Annotated in this window: 15 protein-coding genes; 5 read left to right on the top strand and 10 right to left on the bottom strand. The window is 61.1% G+C overall.

The window, feature by feature from the left end; translation table 11 throughout:
* Positions 1 to 38 precede the first annotated feature (38 nt).
* Positions 39 to 455, top strand: coding sequence for a hypothetical protein (locus RTCIAT899_RS04785; protein WP_015339102.1), 417 nt, complete (start codon positions 39 to 41; stop codon positions 453 to 455).
* 91 nt (positions 456 to 546) lie between these two features.
* Positions 547 to 828: a hypothetical protein gene (locus RTCIAT899_RS04780; protein WP_015339101.1), complete on the top strand. Its 282-nt coding sequence runs from the start codon at positions 547 to 549 to the stop codon at positions 826 to 828.
* A gap of 25 nt (positions 829 to 853) precedes the next feature.
* Here the strand turns inward: RTCIAT899_RS04780 and ppdK are convergent, their stop codons facing one another.
* The 7 genes from ppdK to RTCIAT899_RS04745 all read right to left on the bottom strand — a co-directional run bounded on the left by ppdK (position 854) and on the right by RTCIAT899_RS04745 (position 10788).
* On the bottom strand, positions 854 to 3520 hold the full coding sequence (ppdK, locus tag RTCIAT899_RS04775; protein ID WP_015339100.1) for a pyruvate, phosphate dikinase: 2667 nt from the start codon (positions 3518 to 3520) through the stop codon (positions 854 to 856).
* A gap of 168 nt (positions 3521 to 3688) precedes the next feature.
* Positions 3689 to 5014 carry a hemolysin family protein gene (locus tag RTCIAT899_RS04770; RefSeq protein ID WP_015339099.1) on the bottom strand — a complete coding sequence of 442 codons (1326 nt, stop codon included), beginning with the start codon at positions 5012 to 5014 and terminating at the stop codon, positions 3689 to 3691.
* A 139-nt stretch (positions 5015 to 5153) separates the two neighbouring features.
* The gene (locus tag RTCIAT899_RS04765) at positions 5154 to 8615 is read right to left on the bottom strand and encodes a chromosome segregation SMC family protein (protein WP_015339098.1); all 3462 of its coding nucleotides are present in this window, start codon (positions 8613 to 8615) and stop codon (positions 5154 to 5156) included.
* Between the two features lie 186 nt (positions 8616 to 8801).
* Positions 8802 to 9491, bottom strand: a complete 690-nt coding sequence (locus RTCIAT899_RS04760; protein WP_015339097.1) for a DsbA family protein — start codon at positions 9489 to 9491, stop codon at positions 8802 to 8804.
* Positions 9492 to 9652: 161 nt separating this feature from the next.
* Complete coding sequence (locus RTCIAT899_RS04755; protein WP_041677270.1) at positions 9653 to 9958, bottom strand: type II toxin-antitoxin system RelE/ParE family toxin; 306 nt, start codon at positions 9956 to 9958, stop codon at positions 9653 to 9655.
* On the bottom strand, positions 9948 to 10223 hold the full coding sequence (locus tag RTCIAT899_RS04750; protein WP_041677268.1) for a type II toxin-antitoxin system ParD family antitoxin: 276 nt from the start codon (positions 10221 to 10223) through the stop codon (positions 9948 to 9950). The genes RTCIAT899_RS04755 and RTCIAT899_RS04750 overlap by 11 nt, the downstream gene beginning before the upstream one ends.
* A gap of 64 nt (positions 10224 to 10287) precedes the next feature.
* Entirely contained in the window at positions 10288 to 10788 is a 501-nt protein-coding gene (locus RTCIAT899_RS04745; RefSeq protein WP_041677823.1) for a DUF721 domain-containing protein, read from the bottom strand.
* A gap of 95 nt (positions 10789 to 10883) precedes the next feature.
* Here RTCIAT899_RS04745 and mutY point away from each other — a divergent pair, with 95 nt between their 5' ends.
* From mutY to RTCIAT899_RS04730, 3 genes are read left to right on the top strand one after another with little or no spacing between them, the layout of a single operon-like run.
* A complete protein-coding gene (mutY, locus tag RTCIAT899_RS04740) occupies positions 10884 to 11999 on the top strand; it encodes an A/G-specific adenine glycosylase (RefSeq protein WP_184461974.1) in 1116 nt (371 codons plus the stop codon).
* Positions 11996 to 12610 carry an HAD family hydrolase gene (locus RTCIAT899_RS04735; RefSeq protein ID WP_015339093.1) on the top strand — a complete coding sequence of 205 codons (615 nt, stop codon included), beginning with the start codon at positions 11996 to 11998 and terminating at the stop codon, positions 12608 to 12610. Before mutY ends, RTCIAT899_RS04735 begins: the two co-directional genes overlap by 4 nt.
* Positions 12611 to 12614: 4 nt before the next feature.
* Positions 12615 to 12980 (top strand): nuclear transport factor 2 family protein, encoded by a 366-nt coding sequence (locus tag RTCIAT899_RS04730; RefSeq protein ID WP_015339092.1) that lies wholly within the window; start codon positions 12615 to 12617, stop codon positions 12978 to 12980.
* 174 nt (positions 12981 to 13154) lie between these two features.
* Here RTCIAT899_RS04730 and RTCIAT899_RS04725 read toward each other — a convergent pair whose 3' ends face one another.
* From RTCIAT899_RS04725 to RTCIAT899_RS04715, 3 genes are all read right to left on the bottom strand, one after another.
* Positions 13155 to 14285 carry a site-specific DNA-methyltransferase gene (locus RTCIAT899_RS04725; RefSeq protein ID WP_015339091.1) on the bottom strand — a complete coding sequence of 377 codons (1131 nt, stop codon included), beginning with the start codon at positions 14283 to 14285 and terminating at the stop codon, positions 13155 to 13157.
* A gap of 157 nt (positions 14286 to 14442) precedes the next feature.
* Positions 14443 to 14790 (bottom strand): antibiotic biosynthesis monooxygenase family protein, encoded by a 348-nt coding sequence (locus RTCIAT899_RS04720; protein WP_015339090.1) that lies wholly within the window; start codon positions 14788 to 14790, stop codon positions 14443 to 14445.
* On the bottom strand, positions 14787 to 15116 hold the full coding sequence (locus tag RTCIAT899_RS04715) for an NIPSNAP family protein (RefSeq protein WP_015339089.1): 330 nt from the start codon (positions 15114 to 15116) through the stop codon (positions 14787 to 14789). The genes RTCIAT899_RS04720 and RTCIAT899_RS04715 overlap by 4 nt, the downstream gene beginning before the upstream one ends.
* Positions 15117 to 15130: the final 14 nt, after the last annotated feature.

The raw sequence follows: 15130 nt of genomic DNA, 5'->3' as shown, positions 1-15130 counted from the left end.
TTATCGAGGCTGTGAAAGGACTTGATGAGATGGAACCGATGCTTTCTCAAGACGTCGCGGCCCAGTCGCTGCCGGGGGCAACGATTACCGGAGCCGAAGCGAGCGACCCGTTTCTGCCGCTGGAACTGCTGGAACTGGAGCTTTCGCTCGAGGGTTTTTCCGGTGGCGAGCCCGGCTTCTGCGAAGCCGTGCGCAAGGCGGCTTCGGCCGTACAGGGCGATTTCCTGTTCGATCTGCCGGCTGAAGGGCTGATACCGGATTGCCGCAGATTGGCGGTGCTGCGAATTCCGGAAGGAGACGCGACGATGCGCACCCTCTTTGCCGCTCTGGACGAAGATGGCGCGGAAATCCGTCTCCTGCAACCCGACGGGGAGACCGAGCACCTGCTGCGCTTCGCCGATGCCTTCGTCGATCTCTTGCAGCGGATGCCGGCAAAACCGAGGGAAGCGGCCTAAGCAACATGGCTGCGGTGGTAATACGCCTTTCGCGCCACCACGCGCGACGCTATAGTCTGTGCCTGTAAATCCGCATTCGGGATAACATGTCATGCGCATCGCAGCTTCCGCACTATCTCTTCTCGCCATTATGCTTGCACTCTCCTCCTGCCAGACGGCCGAGGAAATCCGGGCGGCCGACGCGTCAAGATGCAGCGGCTATGGCTTTAAACCAGGTACCCAGAACTTTGCTAATTGCCTGATGAATCAGGACCTTAGCCGGCGCGCGGATCAGCGGGCTTTCATGGAAAGCAATGACGACTTCTTCTGGGGTCCGACCGTCGTCGTTGGCGGCCCGGGATATTACTATCATCGCGGCTACTGGCGCCACTGATCCACGAACATCCAGATTTGGAAAATCAAGCCCGCCCTTTGATCGCCGCCTGCGCCGCCGCGAGCCGCGCTATCGGCACGCGGAACGGCGAACAGGACACGTAGTCCAACCCGATATCCTCGCAAAAGTGAATCGAGGCGGGGTCGCCGCCATGCTCGCCGCAGATGCCGAGCTTCATGTCGTTGCGCGTGCGGCGGCCGCGCTCCGACGCGATACGGATGAGTTCACCGACCCCATCGAAATCGAGGGATATAAAGGGGTCATGCTCGATGATGCCCTTGCGCTGATAGGTCGGAATGAAGGCGGCGGCATCGTCGCGTGACATGCCGAACGTCGTCTGCGTCAGGTCGTTCGTGCCGAAGGAGAAAAACTCGGCAGCCTCCGCGATGATATGGGCACGCAAGGCCGCGCGCGGCAGCTCGATCATCGTGCCGACGAGATAGTCGATCTTCATCTTCGCTTCGGTCATGACGGCGCGCGCCACCTCGTCGATGCAGGCCTTGACGTAATCAAGCTCCGAGCGCAGACCGACCAGCGGCACCATGATTTCCGGCACGACCGCCGCGCCTGTTTCGCGCGCGGCGAGAACCGCGGCCTCGAAAATCGCGCGGGCCTGCATTTCGACGATCTCCGGATAGGAAATTGCCAGGCGGCAGCCGCGATGGCCGAGCATGGGATTGAACTCGTGCAGCGCATCCACCCGCTGGCGCAGCGCGGCAGGCTCCATGCCCATGATCCCAGCCACTTCGGCGATCTCTTCATCCGTCTTCGGCAGGAATTCGTGCAGCGGCGGATCGAGCAGGCGGATCGTCACCGGCAGGCCATGCATGATGGTGAACAAGCCGGTGAAATCGAGCCGCTGCATCGGCATGAGCTTGGCAAGGGCGGCACGGCGCCCCGCTTCGTCCTCCGCAAGGATCATCTCGCGCATCACGTGGATACGATCGCCTTCGAAGAACATGTGTTCGGTGCGGCAAAGGCCGATGCCCTCGGCACCGAAGGAGCGGGCAGCCCGCGCATCGGCAGGTGTGTCGGCATTGGTGCGCACCGTCATGCGGCGCGAGCGGTCTGCCCACGCCATGATACGGCCGAAATCGCCCGAAAGCTCCGGCTGGATCATGGGCACTTCGCCCTTCAGCACCTGGCCGGTGGAGCCGTCTATCGTGACGATGTCGCCCTTCTTCAAGGTGACACCGATGCCGATCAGCTTTTCATTGCGAATGTCGATGCGCATGGTTCCGGTGCCGACCACGCAGGGAATGCCCATGCCGCGGGCAACGACGGCCGCGTGGCTCGTCATGCCGCCGCGGGTGGTCAGGATCGCCTCGGCGGCATGCATGCCATGAATATCTTCAGGGCTCGTCTCGATCCGCACGAGAATAGCCTTGCGGCCCTCTTCCTCGGCAACGATCGCCTCTTCTGCGGTGAAGACGATTTCGCCCGTCGCCGCACCCGGCGATGCTGGGAGACCGGAGCCGATGACCTCGCGGGGGACGCGCGGATCGATCGTGGGATGCAGAAGCTGATCCAGCGACGTCGGATCGATGCGGGAAACCGCCTCATCCTCGGTAATCAGCCCCTCGTCGACCATGTCGACGGCGATCTTCATCGCCGCCTTGGTGGTACGCTTGGCATTGCGGGTCTGCAGCATCCAGAGCTTGCCGCGCTCGATGGTGAACTCCAGATCCTGCACGTCGCGGTAATGCGCTTCCAGCTGCGCGCAGATGCTGCGGAACTCGACAAAGGCTTCCGGCATCAGCTTTTCCATCGACGGCTTTTCATAGCCGGAGGCGATGCGGGCGACTTCAGTGATGCTTTGCGGCGTGCGGATGCCGGCAACGACATCTTCGCCCTGCGCATTGACGAGGAATTCGCCGTAAAGCTCCTTCTCCCCCGTCGATGGATTGCGCGTGAAGGCAACGCCTGTCGCGGACGAATTGCCGAGATTGCCGAACACCATCGCCTGAATGTTGACGGCGGTTCCCCATGCCTCGGGAATATTGTGCAATTGGCGATAGGTGACGGCGCGCGCATTCATCCAGCTGGCAAAAACGGCACCGACAGCGCCCCAGAGCTGAACCTCCGGCTCCTGCGGAAAGGCCTCGCCCAATTCTTCCTCGATGACGCTCTTGTAGATCGAGACGACGTGCTGCCATTCGACGGCGGTGAGATCGGTATCGAACTCATGACCAAACCGCGCCTTCTCATCCCCGAGAATCTCTTCGAAGACCTCGTTGTCGAGGCCCATGACGACATCGGCATACATCTGGATGAAGCGGCGGTAACTGTCCCAGGCAAACCGCGCGTCGCCGGCATCGTGGCCGAGGGCCTGCACCGTGGCGTCATTGAGGCCGAGATTGAGGACGGTATCCATCATGCCCGGCATCGAGGCACGGCCGCCGGAACGCACGGAAACCAGCAGCGGCCGCGCGGTATCGCCGAACCTGCGTCCGGTAATGGCCTCCATCCGCTGCAAACCCCGCATGACCTGCGGCTTTAGCTCTTCGGGAATCTTGCGGCCGTTCTTGTAATAGAAGGTGCAGACGTCACTGACGATCGTCAGGCCTGGCGGAACCGGCAGGCCGAGATTGCACATTTCCGCAAGATTAGCGCCCTTACCGCCGAGCCGCTCAAAATCGCCGGCGCCCCCCTCGGCCTTGCCGTCGCCGAATGTATAGACCCAATTCGTCATTGTCTCCGTCCAACTCCTCCGGTTGAACTTAATTCACTGCAACACAAATGAAAATCGACAAATACGGCAAAATGTTGCACCGCACAATAAATATGACCCGGAGGCTCCCGATTTCAATCGATTGATCGAAATCGGGAGCCTCCGGGTCCATCCAGAGCGACTTGATGGCTAAGCCTGCGGCTCGCGCTGGGCCAGGATCTTGTCGATGCGCATGCCGTCGAGATCGACGATCTCGAAATGCCAGTCGCCGAAGGAGAAGCTTTCACCCACCTCGGGCAGATGACCGAGCTGATAGAGTGCAAAGCCCGCGAGCGTATGGAAATTGACCTCCTCCTCGCTGAAGCGAAGCCCCAGCCGCGCAAAGGCATCATAGACGGGCATCATGCCTTCCATCAGCAGCGATCCGTCGGCCCGCTCGACGACATCGGGCGTGTCGTTGTCCATATCGGGCAGGTCGCCGGCGATCGCTTCCAGCAGGTCCGTCTGCGTCACGATGCCTTCGAGGCTGCCATATTCGTCGATCACCATGGCGAGGCGGACCGGCGCGCGCTTGAAATTTTCAAGCACCTTGAAGACGGCCGTGGATTCGTGAACGACCAGCGGTTGGCGGATGACGGCCATGGGATTCAGCGGCCCGCCGTTCAAAAGCTGGTCAAGCAGATCCTTCTTCAGGATCATCCCGATCGGCTCGTCGATTGAGCCGCGGCCAACCAGGAGCTGTTCGAAGCGGCTTTCGCGAATGGTTTTCTGCATTTCCTCCGGCGGATCTTCGGCATCGATCCATTCGACCTCGAGCCGCGGCGTCATGATGTCGGAGACATCGCGGTCGCCGATGTTGAAGACGCGCTCAACCAGATCCTGCTGCGCCTGTTCCAGGAGGCCCGCCTCCTGGCTTTCGGCAATCAAGAGCTTGATCTCGGCCGGCGAATGCAGCGACCCCTCGCCCGCGCCGGGGCGCAGGCCGAAGAGGCGAAGGACGAGATTGCCGAGGCCGTTCAGCACGGTGATGGCCGGGCGCAGCAGGAAGAGGAACAGGCCGAGCGGGCGCACGACACCAAGAGCCGTGCCTTCGCTGCGCTGCAATGCCAGGCTCTTCGGCGCGAGTTCACCAAGCACGATATGAAGCGCCGTGATGATGATGAAGGAAATGGCGACGGCGATCGCATGCGATCCGGCCGCGGCCCATGTTCCAGGCAGAAAATCGAGCAGCGGCTCGAGCAGATGAGCAAGAGCGGGTTCGCCGACCCAGCCAAGCGCCAGCGACGAAATGGTGATGCCGAGCTGTGTCGCCGCCAGGTTGGCATCGAGATTATCGACCGCCTTCTGCAGCGCCTTGGCGTTCATGCGGCCTTCGGCAACGAGTTCCGTAACGCGGCTGCGGCGAACGGACACCAGAGAGAACTCCGCCGCAACGAAAAAGCCGTTGGCAGCGACGAGCAGCAATACGGCAAGTATTCCGAGGATATCGAAAATACCGCCAGTCGAGTCAGACATACTTCCCTTCCGGGCGGATCAGCGCCCATGTTGTTGATCGAAAAACGAAACTAGCACGCTTTCATAATGCGCGGCAGCCGATGCAGCAATTTCTTGTCGAAACGGGAACAGTTTTCTCAATCCAGACGTGGAACGACGCTCAAGCGATTTCGCGCAGCCGTTCGGCGGTCTGCAGATCGACGGAGACGAGTTGCGAGACGCCTTGTTCCGCCATGGTCACGCCGAAGAGCCGGTTCATGCGGGCCATGGTGATCGGATTGTGGGTGATGACCACGAAGCGGGTCTCGGTGGAGGCCGCCATTTCGTCCATGAGATTACAGTAGCGCTCGACATTGTGGTCATCGAGCGGCGCGTCCACTTCGTCCAAAACGCAGATCGGCGCGGGATTGGTGAGGAACACCGCAAAGATCAGCGCCATGGCCGTCAGCGCCTGCTCGCCGCCGGAAAGCAGCGTCATTGTCTGCGGCTTCTTGCCCGGCGGGCGGGCGAGAATTTCGAGGCCTGCCTCCAGCGGGTCGTCCGACTCGATCAGCTGCAGCTCCGCTGTGCCGCCGCCGAAGAGATGGGTGAACAGACGCTGGAACTGCGCATTGACGACGTCGAAGGCAGCGATCAGACGTTCACGCCCCTCGCGATTGAGGCTTTGGATCGCGCCGCGCAGCTTCCGGATGGCGTCGATAACGTCATCGCGTTCCTTGATCAGCGCCTGCAGCCGCTCCGTCAGCTCCTTGCTCTCTTCCTCGGCACGCAGATTAACGGCGCCAAGACGCTCGCGTTCGATCTTGAGCCGTTCCAGCTCGCGTTCGACCTCGCGGAGATCAGGTACATTCTGCGATGGCGAAAGGCCGGTCAGGCGCATGGCCTCATGCGGCTCGACATTGAGGGACTGGCGGATGCGCAATTCGCTTTCCTGCCGACGTTCGCGAGCCGACACCAGCCGCTCCTCGACACGACCGCGCTTCTCACGGCTTTCCGCCAGTTCGGAGAGAGCCGTGGTCGCATGACGATCGGCCTCGCGCTGAACGACCTCCGCTTCGGCAAGACGATCGGCAGCACGGCGTCGAGCCTCCTCCGCCTTCTGAAGCTCATTCATCAAGGCGCGGCGCTTGTCATCGAATTCATCGGGTGCCAAATCGAGTTCGGCCGCTTCGTCTCGCGCTTCCTCCTCACGGTCGCGCAGCGTCTGAATGTGCTCCTCGGCGCTGGCTGCGCGCTGACGCCAGGTATCGCGCTCCTGCCGGATCGCCAGAAGACGGCGCTGCCGCGCCTCGTTTTCGCGGTTCAGGCCTTCGTGTCGCGCCCGGGCTTCGGCCAGGACGCCGCGATCCGTCGCGACTTCAGCCTGCTGATCGCGCAGCTTCAGATCGATAGCGTCGAGATTCGGCGCATCTTCCAGTTCGATGCGGGCATTCTCATCCTGCACGGCCACATCTTCCAGCTGCTCCTGGAGCCGGCTGACGGCCTCGACAATCACATCGCGGCGGCGGATGAGATCGCCGGACGCACGCTCCGCTGCAGCGAGCGCTTCGCGCGCTTCGGCCAGATGCCGGGCGGCAAGGCGGCTGGCGTCGCGGGCGGTCGCGAGACGGCCCTCTTCGGCCCGGATCGCATCGGCGGCTGCCGCAAGGCGCTCCTCGGCCTCGGCTAGCACATCACGCGCAAGCTCGGCTTCGGCCTCCAACTCGGAAAGACGGTTCTTCTGAGCAAGCCGCAGGGCAGCCGCACTCGGTGCATCCGCGCCGGTTACATGACCATCCCAGCGGAACACGGCGCCGTCCCTGGTCACCAGCCGCTGCCCCGGCTTCAGCTCGGGCATCAGTCGCAGCGCATCTTCCACCGAAACAATGCCGATCTGACGCAGGCGCCGCGCCAGTGCCGCCGGCGCGCCGACATGGGTGATCAAGGGGGCGGCACCTTCCGGCAGAGCCGGATCGCCGGCACCACTGCCATTGTCGGACCAATAGACGGGCGCCTTGGAATCGAGCGAGGACTCCAGATCGTCCCCGAGCGCTGCGCCAAGTGCCGTCTCGAAACCACGGTCGACGCGCAACTCCTCGGCCACAGACGAAAAGGCGCCTGACGTATCGCCCGCCGCCAGCATCTTGGAAATGGTGCGCGCTTCGGTTTCCAGCGCGTTCAGGCGCGCCCTCGCCTGCTCGACCGGACCACGGGACAGCGCCTCGGTTTCGCGCGCCCTGGCGAGAACGGCTTCGATACGCTGGATTTCGCCCTCCGCATCGGCGACGACATTCTCAGCCGCCTCGACCATGTCGCGCTTTTCGCTTGGGTCGGGCAGATCGGCCATCTTTTCGTCGATGGCGGCAAGCTCGTTGTTTGCTTCGTCGACCTGCCGCTCGAGCCGCATCTTGCGATCGGCGAGATCGCGGATGGCGCGCTCCAGCTGATTGCGGGCGGCAGCGGCTTCGGCGCGTTCTGCGGTCAGAACAGTAAAAACCCGCTCGCTGTCGGCGAGCTTGGCAGCGGCTTCCTCGAAGGCGATACGCGTCTCTTCCGCGAGCCGGCCGGAATCGGCGAGGATGTCGGCAAGATCAGCCTCTTCGGCGTCCAGCTTGGCAAGGATGGACGCGTTATCGGCGACCAGGCGCTGTTCGCGGCTGATGTCCTCCGCCAACTGTGCCAGCCGACGGATCAATTCATCCCGCCGCCGCAGGATACGGTTGACATCCTCCTCCAGCTGAGAGCGGGCGATCTGCAGACGCTGCAGGGCGGCGGCGGCCTTTGCCTCATCCTCGCGCAGTTCCGGCAGCTTGAAGCTGGCGATGCCCTGCGCCTTTGCCGCTTCCATCTGGATCTGCGCCTTTTCGGCGACCAGCACAGTCGCCTGGTTGAGCGCGCTATCGGCCTCGGCCTCGGCTTCCTTGGCCTGCACCCAGCGGATATGCAGCAACATGGCCTCGTGGGCCCGAATCTCGGCCGAGAGCGTCTTGAAACGGTTGGCCTGCCGCGCCTGGCGCTTCAGGCTTTCGATCTGGCTTTCGAGCTGCGATGTCACATCATCCAGCCGCTCGAGATTGCTTTCGGCGGCGCGCAGGCGCAGCTCGGCTTCATGCCGGCGCGAATGCAGGCCGGAAATGCCTGCTGCCTCTTCCAGAAGCTGGCGTCTGGCCTGAGGCTTTGCCTGGATCAGCTCGCCGATACGCCCCTGCCCCACCATGGACGGCGACCGGGCGCCGGTGGAGGCATCGGCGAACAGCAGCTGGACATCCTTGGCGCGCGCTTCCTTGCCGTTGATACGATAGATAGAGCCCTGCTCGCGTTCGATGCGGCGCGTGACCTGAATTTCGTCGCTATCGTTGAAGGCGGCTGGCGCGGTGCGGTCGCTATTGTCGAGATAGAGACCCACTTCGGCGGTGTTGCGGGCCGGGCGGTTGCCGGATCCCGAGAAGATCACGTCGTCCATGCCGGAGGCGCGCATGTTCTTGTAGGAATTCTCGCCCATCACCCAACGCAGTGCTTCGACAAGATTGGACTTGCCGCAACCGTTCGGCCCAACGACGCCGGTCAGGCCGCGCTCGATGACGAATTCCGCCGGTTCGACGAAGGATTTGAAGCCGACGAGTCTCAGCCTGTTGAATTTCATAGGCTGATCTCCACCCTTCCCTTGAGAGGGCGGATCGGACTGGAGGTGGGATGTCGAACGATCAAGCGTTCACCCCGGAAATCATCCTCATTCGCGCGGTCCGCGCAACCTCCTCCCTGGAGGGGGAGATCATAAAAAACAGGCGTGCGGCCCCAGCCGCCCGCCTGTGATGTAAAAAGGCGCGGATCAGAGCAGGCTGTCGATAAGCTTCGACATGGCAGCAATAGACATGTCCCCTGCATAGCGCTTGCCATTGATCAGGAAGGTCGGCGTGGCGTTGACTCCGAAATCCTTGGCTGCGCGTTCCCGTACAGAGTTGACATCATCCAGAAGCTTCTGGTTCGTCAAGCACTTCGTGAAGCTATCCTCAGTAAAACCAGCGAGTTTCGACATCTGGAGCAATGCGGCGCGGCCGTCGACGTCAGGCGAGGCCCAGGCGATCTGCTGCTTGAACAGCATTTCGACCATCGGCATGTACTGTTCCTGCGGGGCGCAACGCGCCAGCATAAAGGCCGCGGCAGCGCGCGGATCGAACGGGAACTCGCGGATGATGAAGCGAACCTTGCCGGTATCGATGTATTTCTGTTTGATCGTGTCGAAAGTCGTGACGGCAAAATGCGCGCAGTGCGGGCAGGTCAGCGACATGTATTCGACGATCTTGACGGGCGCATCTTCCTTGCCGAGCGCAATCTCCGGCAGCGGGCCGGGCTTCAGCACTTCGTTCATGTCGACATTGCCGTCGGACGGCGGCACTTCATCTTCGGCAGTCGCGGCGGATGCGGTGCCGGCAACGGCAGAGAACGCCACGGAGAGGGCGGCAACGGCAGAGCCGCCCAGCAGGTGGCGTTTGGTCAAGAGCATGTCGGACATCGGCATAGAGTCACCCGTCGTTGAAAGAGGTCTTCGAATGTTTCATGCGATATAACGGCAGCTTGCCGCTAACAAGGCACGGTTGACCAACTTTCTTCAAAGAATTGTGACCTGGGAAAGACGGAGAGGTTAAATTTTCGTCGGAATTGATAGGAACGCATGCGAGTTCAATGCTCGTCGAGCAAGGTCGATGGAGTATTCTGACCAGCATAAAAGAGACGTAGAATAATGACTTGCTCGTTCTTGATATGGTAAGCGGCGGTAACCCGCCGCTCAAACACCAATATGCGAACACCCGGCCCTAAATTCTCACGTTGAGGACCTCGATCGGCCATAGTCTCGAGTGTTTTGCACTGCTGTTGGAGCCGTTGGATAAACGACAATGCGCGGCTCGGGCTATCTTTCGCAATGAATTCATAAATGCCTACAAGATCGTCTTCGGCAAGAGCGCTGAAAACAATCCTATAATTCACGACCAGCTGCTTTCATTCGCTCGGCATGTATTCTTTTAATTCTATCGAAAACCTCGTCGGCATCTCTGCCGGGTCGCGGGTCATCAAGCGCTTCCTGGATCTTTGCGCGCATGATTTGATTTATGACTTCTTCTTCGCGGTCCAATGCCCTCAAAGCAGCGCGCAGGACTTCGCTAGCAGAATCGTATGCTCCTGATTCCAGTCTCGCATCGACACCGCGCTGCTGATTACCCAGTGTAACCGTTATCGGCCGACTGCTTCGCATATCCAGTTTCCTTACAAATACTCCGCCCGAGTATGACAGTGTCATTAGCAAAGGCAAGTCTGGATTACGTCCTACCCCGCTTCCACACCATCGCCGTACCCAAACGCTGAACGGCAGCCCTGATCTTCTCATCCTCGATGCCATCCATCATGTCAGCCAGCTTCCGCGCCGCCTCGCCCTTCAGAGGCGGTGGCGTGCGGGAGCGTTTGGAGGCGACCGAGACTGGCTTCTGCACGATGCGGATCTGATCGACGGCATAGAAACCGAAGAAGCTGTTGATACGCTGGATGAGTTCGCCTTGCGCATGGGTCAGGAAGAGTGCGCGGGCACCCTCGCAGGCGATCGTCAGCACGCCGGGTTGATAGCGGTCATCCATGCCAGGGCCGGTTCGCCTGGCCCAGGCGATCTTTTCCGGCCGCGTGCAATCGGCGAATTCCTCGCCGGCGATCTCATCCCAGCAGCCGAGCAGCGTCGTATTGATGCCGGCGCGCTTTGCCAGCACCGGATCGACGATACCGTTGGTCAACTCGGAAATCTGCTTTTCGCCTTTTCGGGGATAACTCATCTCAATCGGCTTCCGGTGCATGCTTTGTGCATCGCGGACCTTGATCGCCCGACGCAGCTTGGCCAAGTATAGAGCACTTCCCCTCGACGCGGCAAATCATGACCACGACTTTAGAATCCCCCACGGCCGCACGCCTGCTTGCCTGGTACGACCGACACCACCGCGACTTGCCCTGGCGGGTCTCGCCGCCGATGGCCGCGCGTGGCATCAAGCCCGATCCCTATCGCGTGTGGCTGTCAGAAGTGATGTTGCAACAGACGACAGTGCCGGCGGTTAAATCCTATTTCGCCAAATTCCTGGAGCGCTGGCCGACGGTCGATGATCTTGCCGCCGCTGCGAATGAAGACGTCATGGCGGCCTGGGCGGGGCTCGGCTACTACGCTCGCGCCCGCAACCTGAAGAAATGCGCCGAGGCAGTCGCAGCCGATCATGGCGGCCACTTTCCAGATACTGAAGAAGGCCTGCGCGCGCTGCCCGGCATCGGCGATTATACATCCGCCGCCGTCGCCGCCATCGCCTTCAATCGCCAGGCAGCCGTGATGGACGGCAATGTCGAGCGCGTCATTTCCCGCCTCTATGCGATTTCGGCGCCTTTGCCCGGCGCCAAGCCGCTGATGAAACAGAAGGTCGCCCTTCTGACGCCGGCGGACCGGCCGGGCGATTTCGCCCAGGCGATGATGGATCTCGGCGCGACGATCTGTACGCCGAAGCGCCCGGTCTGCTCGCTCTGTCCCTTCAACGGCGCCTGTCAGGCGCTGGCTGGGCATGATCCCGAGCAATTCCCTGTCAAGGCAGCAAAGAAGGAAAAGCCGGTGCGCCAGGGCGCGGCCTTCGTCGCAATCAATGACGAGGGGGAAATCTTCCTGCGCCGTCGCATTGAAAGCGGGTTGCTGGGCGGCATGACGGAAGTGCCGACGACGGGCTGGACGGCGCGCATCGATGGCGAGACCGGCATCGAGGCAGCCCCCTTCCCGGCCGATTGGCAGCCGGCGGGAACGGTGACGCATGTCTTCACGCATTTCGAACTGCGGCTGTCGATCTGGCGTGCCAGGTCGGTCTCGCAGAATGACAACCATGACGGATGGTGGGCGCCGGTTACAAATCTTGAAGACCAGGCACTGCCAACAGTCATGAAAAAAGCGATCGCGCGGGCTATTCCCAATGCGTTCGCAAAAATGCCTTTAGAGCAAAAATCAGGAATTCATTCATGACGACGGAAATACGGCATATCGTTTTCGATATCGGCAAGGTTCTCATCCACTATGATCCAAACCTTCCCTACAGCCGGATCATTCCGGACCATGCCGAGCGCGAATGGTTTTTCGCCAATGTCTGCACGCATGAATGGAACCTTGAGCAGGATCGCGGCCGCACCTGGAGCGATGCCGAGGCGCTACTGGTCGCCGATCATCCGGAGCGCGAGGAGCAGATCCGCAGCTTCCGCAAATACTGGCACGAGATGGTTCCACATGCCTATGAAGACAGCGTCGCCATTCTGGAACAGCTGATCGCTGAGGGACGCGACGTCACCATGCTGACCAATTTTGCCTCCGATACGTTTCGTGAGGCGCAGGAGCGCTATCCCTTCCTCAGGAAGCCACGCGGCGTCACGGTTTCCGGTGATATCGGGCTGATCAAGCCGGATGTCGCGATTTATGATACCCACGCCAGGAGCTTCGACCTCGATCCGGCCGCGACGATTTTCATCGACGATTCCTATCCGAACGTCGAGGGCGCGCGGGCTGCCGGATGGCATGCAGTTCACTTCACCGGCGCCGAGAAGCTGCGCAGCGATCTCGCCGCCCATGGCATAAAGGTTTGAGCCGATGACCTTCGATCCCGCACAGCGCATCGATCTGTTCCATGACGCAATCAATCGCCTCGACTATGAGGCAATCGAGAACTTCTTCGCAGAGGATGCCACCTATGTCTCCAACGGCGTCGGCAGCCTTGCCGGCCGCGCGGCGATCATGGAAGCCTTCCGCGGCTATTTCGACACCTATCCGGACCAGACGGCATCGAATTCCCTCGTGGAAACGCTGACGCCGCTGTCCGGCCGCGCCGTCTGGTCTGTCCGGGCCACCAACAGCAAGACGGGCAAGCCGCTGATCCGCGAAGGCGAGGAAACGATCACGTTTAACGAAGACGGCCGTGTCGTGCGCGTCGATGTCACGGATTATAAAGACTTCTGAGATCCGAAGCTGAAAAATCCAGGGCCTTACCGTACAATATATCCGATAAGGCCCTGGGTGTTTCGTCTTCTTCCCAACTGGAGGTACACGACGGAAGAAGACGGATATGTCGATCTGAAAGGCATCCGGCAGCCGTGGGGCGGCTTTGAAACCGGACCTGTTTAGCGGTTGAGACTACTCAACCTTGGCCAGATCGCTGCGGATGATGGCCCTGAGTTCGTCGATCGGGCGCAGGGAACGGCCGTCGTCGAAATGCCAGAACATCCACCCATTGCATGCATCAAGGCCCTGGACTTTCGCGCCAAGGCGATGAATGGAGCCGGCCTCGCCACCGGAGGCAACCGTGCCGTCGGCGCGGACGATGGCGCTATGGCGGCGCTTGGCATCCGTCAGCACCTGGCCGGGCTTGATGAGGCCGCTTTCGATGAGCACGTTGAACGCCACGCGTACTTCGGCCTTCTTGCCGGTCATCACGGTCAGTTCCGCCTTGCCGAGCGGTTCTACGGCGGCGATGCGGGCGCTTGCCGCGTCGATATAATCCTGCTCGCGCTCGATGCCGACGAAGTGGCGGCCGAGACGCTTGGCAACCGCACCGGTCGTGCCCGATCCGAAAAAGGGATCGAGAATGATGTCGCCGGGCTTGGACGAAGCCATGATGACACGAGCCAGCAGCGCTTCCGGCTTCTGCGTCGGATGCACCTTCTTGCCGTCGTCGCCCTTCAGCCTCTCATTGCCGTTGCAGATCGGGAACAGCCAGTCCGAGCGCATCTGCACGTCGTCGTTGGCGGCCTTCATGGCATCGTAGTTGAAGGTGTAGCCCTTCGCCTTGGCATTCGGGCTTGCCCAGATCATCGTCTCATGCGCGTTCTGGAAACGGCGCCCCTTGAAATTCGGCATCGGGTTGGTCTTGCGCCAGACGATGTCGTTGAGGATCCAGAAGTTCAGATCCTGCAGGGTTGCGCCGACGCGGAAGATATTGTGATAGGAGCCGATGACCCAGATCGTGCCCGTCGGCTTCAGAACGCGGCGGCAGGCGAGCAGCCAGGCGCGGGTGAAGGCATCATAGGCTTCGAAGGAGGCGAACTGGTCCCACTCGTCATCGACTGCATCGACCAGCGACTGATCCGGACGGTGCAGCGTGCCGCCGAGCTGGAGATTGTACGGCGGGTCGGCGAAGATGACGTCGACGGATTGATTGGGCAGTGCCTCAAGAGCGGCCACGCAATCGCCCTTGATGATCGTGTCGATCCAGGAACCCGGGATTGCGGAGGTCCTGAGGTCGGCAAGCGGGAAAACTGACGCCATTTGATACTCGCTGTTACACTTACTCGGTGCTCTTAATTGAGTGTTATGGTTACCTAACTTGGTTACCAAAGACTAAAGCGGCGTCATATTTTCTGCATTCCCGACGAAGCCGCCGAGAATGCAGGCCTCGTCAAAAGGCGCTATCGCGTTGAAAGCCCTAGATGTCGTGCACTGCGTGGCTGTCGTCGGGCGCCTCTGCGCGTTCCGTCATCCCGTAATCACGAAGCACCTGCGCGACACGCAAACGATAGTCGGCAAAGACCGTCTTGCGCCCCGCTTTCTGGGCGGCGCGATGCGCCTCGCGGTTTCGCCATTCGCGAACGGCTCCCTCGTCGCGCCAGAAGGACAGCGAGAGGATCTTGCCCGGCTGAGTGAGGCTCTCGAAGCGTTCGATGGAGACGAAACCGTCGATTGTCTCCAGTTCCGAACGCAGCCTCGCGGCAATGTCAAGATAGCGCTGACGTTCGTCGGGATGGGGAATGACTTCGAAAATGACTGCGATCATGGCGATATCCTTGGAGCGTGCGGCAGGGAGATATTTTTTAGGAAGATGCGATCCTCCTGCAAGATGAAACGCTCGCGCCGGGCAAAATCGAGATTGACCTGCGCCAGCGGATCAGCAGCGAGGCTCTTGCGATAGGCCTCGTAGGCGGCGAGATTGTCGATGTTGTAGATGCCGCAAGCCGTTGTCAGCGAGCCCTCGTGCGGTGCGAAATAGCCGATCAGGTCGGCGCCGTTGCGCGGAATGACCTGGCCCCAGGCCTTGCCATATTCCGCGAAGGCGTCCTGCTTGAATGGGTCGATCTGATAGCGGATGAAACAGGTGATCATAGGCTTTCTCCCTT

It is taken from the genome of Rhizobium tropici CIAT 899 (assembly GCF_000330885.1).
GTDB classification, from domain to species: domain Bacteria; phylum Pseudomonadota; class Alphaproteobacteria; order Rhizobiales; family Rhizobiaceae; genus Rhizobium; species Rhizobium tropici.
This window is presented reverse-complemented; position numbering and strand designations above follow the sequence as displayed.

Bases quoted from the DNA above. Each gene is read 5' to 3' on its own strand.
- ppdK (WP_015339100.1), bottom strand. From the start codon at position 3,520: ATGACGAATTGGGTCTATACATTCGGCGACGGCAAGGCCGAGGGGGGC.
- RTCIAT899_RS04730 (WP_015339092.1), top strand. From the start codon at position 12,615: ATGACCTTCGATCCCGCACAGCGCATCGATCTGTTCCATGACGCAATC.
- RTCIAT899_RS04780 (WP_015339101.1), top strand. From the start codon at position 547: ATGCGCATCGCAGCTTCCGCACTATCTCTTCTCGCCATTATGCTTGCA.
- RTCIAT899_RS04715 (WP_015339089.1), bottom strand. From the start codon at position 15,116: ATGATCACCTGTTTCATCCGCTATCAGATCGACCCATTCAAGCAGGAC.
- RTCIAT899_RS04760 (WP_015339097.1), bottom strand. From the start codon at position 9,491: ATGCCGATGTCCGACATGCTCTTGACCAAACGCCACCTGCTGGGCGGC.
- RTCIAT899_RS04750 (WP_041677268.1), bottom strand. From the start codon at position 10,223: ATGCGAAGCAGTCGGCCGATAACGGTTACACTGGGTAATCAGCAGCGC.
- RTCIAT899_RS04725 (WP_015339091.1), bottom strand. From the start codon at position 14,285: ATGGCGTCAGTTTTCCCGCTTGCCGACCTCAGGACCTCCGCAATCCCG.
- RTCIAT899_RS04735 (WP_015339093.1), top strand. From the start codon at position 11,996: ATGACGACGGAAATACGGCATATCGTTTTCGATATCGGCAAGGTTCTC.
- RTCIAT899_RS04765 (WP_015339098.1), bottom strand. From the start codon at position 8,615: ATGAAATTCAACAGGCTGAGACTCGTCGGCTTCAAATCCTTCGTCGAA.
- RTCIAT899_RS04720 (WP_015339090.1), bottom strand. From the start codon at position 14,790: ATGATCGCAGTCATTTTCGAAGTCATTCCCCATCCCGACGAACGTCAG.
- RTCIAT899_RS04745 (WP_041677823.1), bottom strand. From the start codon at position 10,788: ATGAGTTATCCCCGAAAAGGCGAAAAGCAGATTTCCGAGTTGACCAAC.
- RTCIAT899_RS04785 (WP_015339102.1), top strand. From the start codon at position 39: ATGCTTTCTCAAGACGTCGCGGCCCAGTCGCTGCCGGGGGCAACGATT.
- RTCIAT899_RS04770 (WP_015339099.1), bottom strand. From the start codon at position 5,014: ATGTCTGACTCGACTGGCGGTATTTTCGATATCCTCGGAATACTTGCC.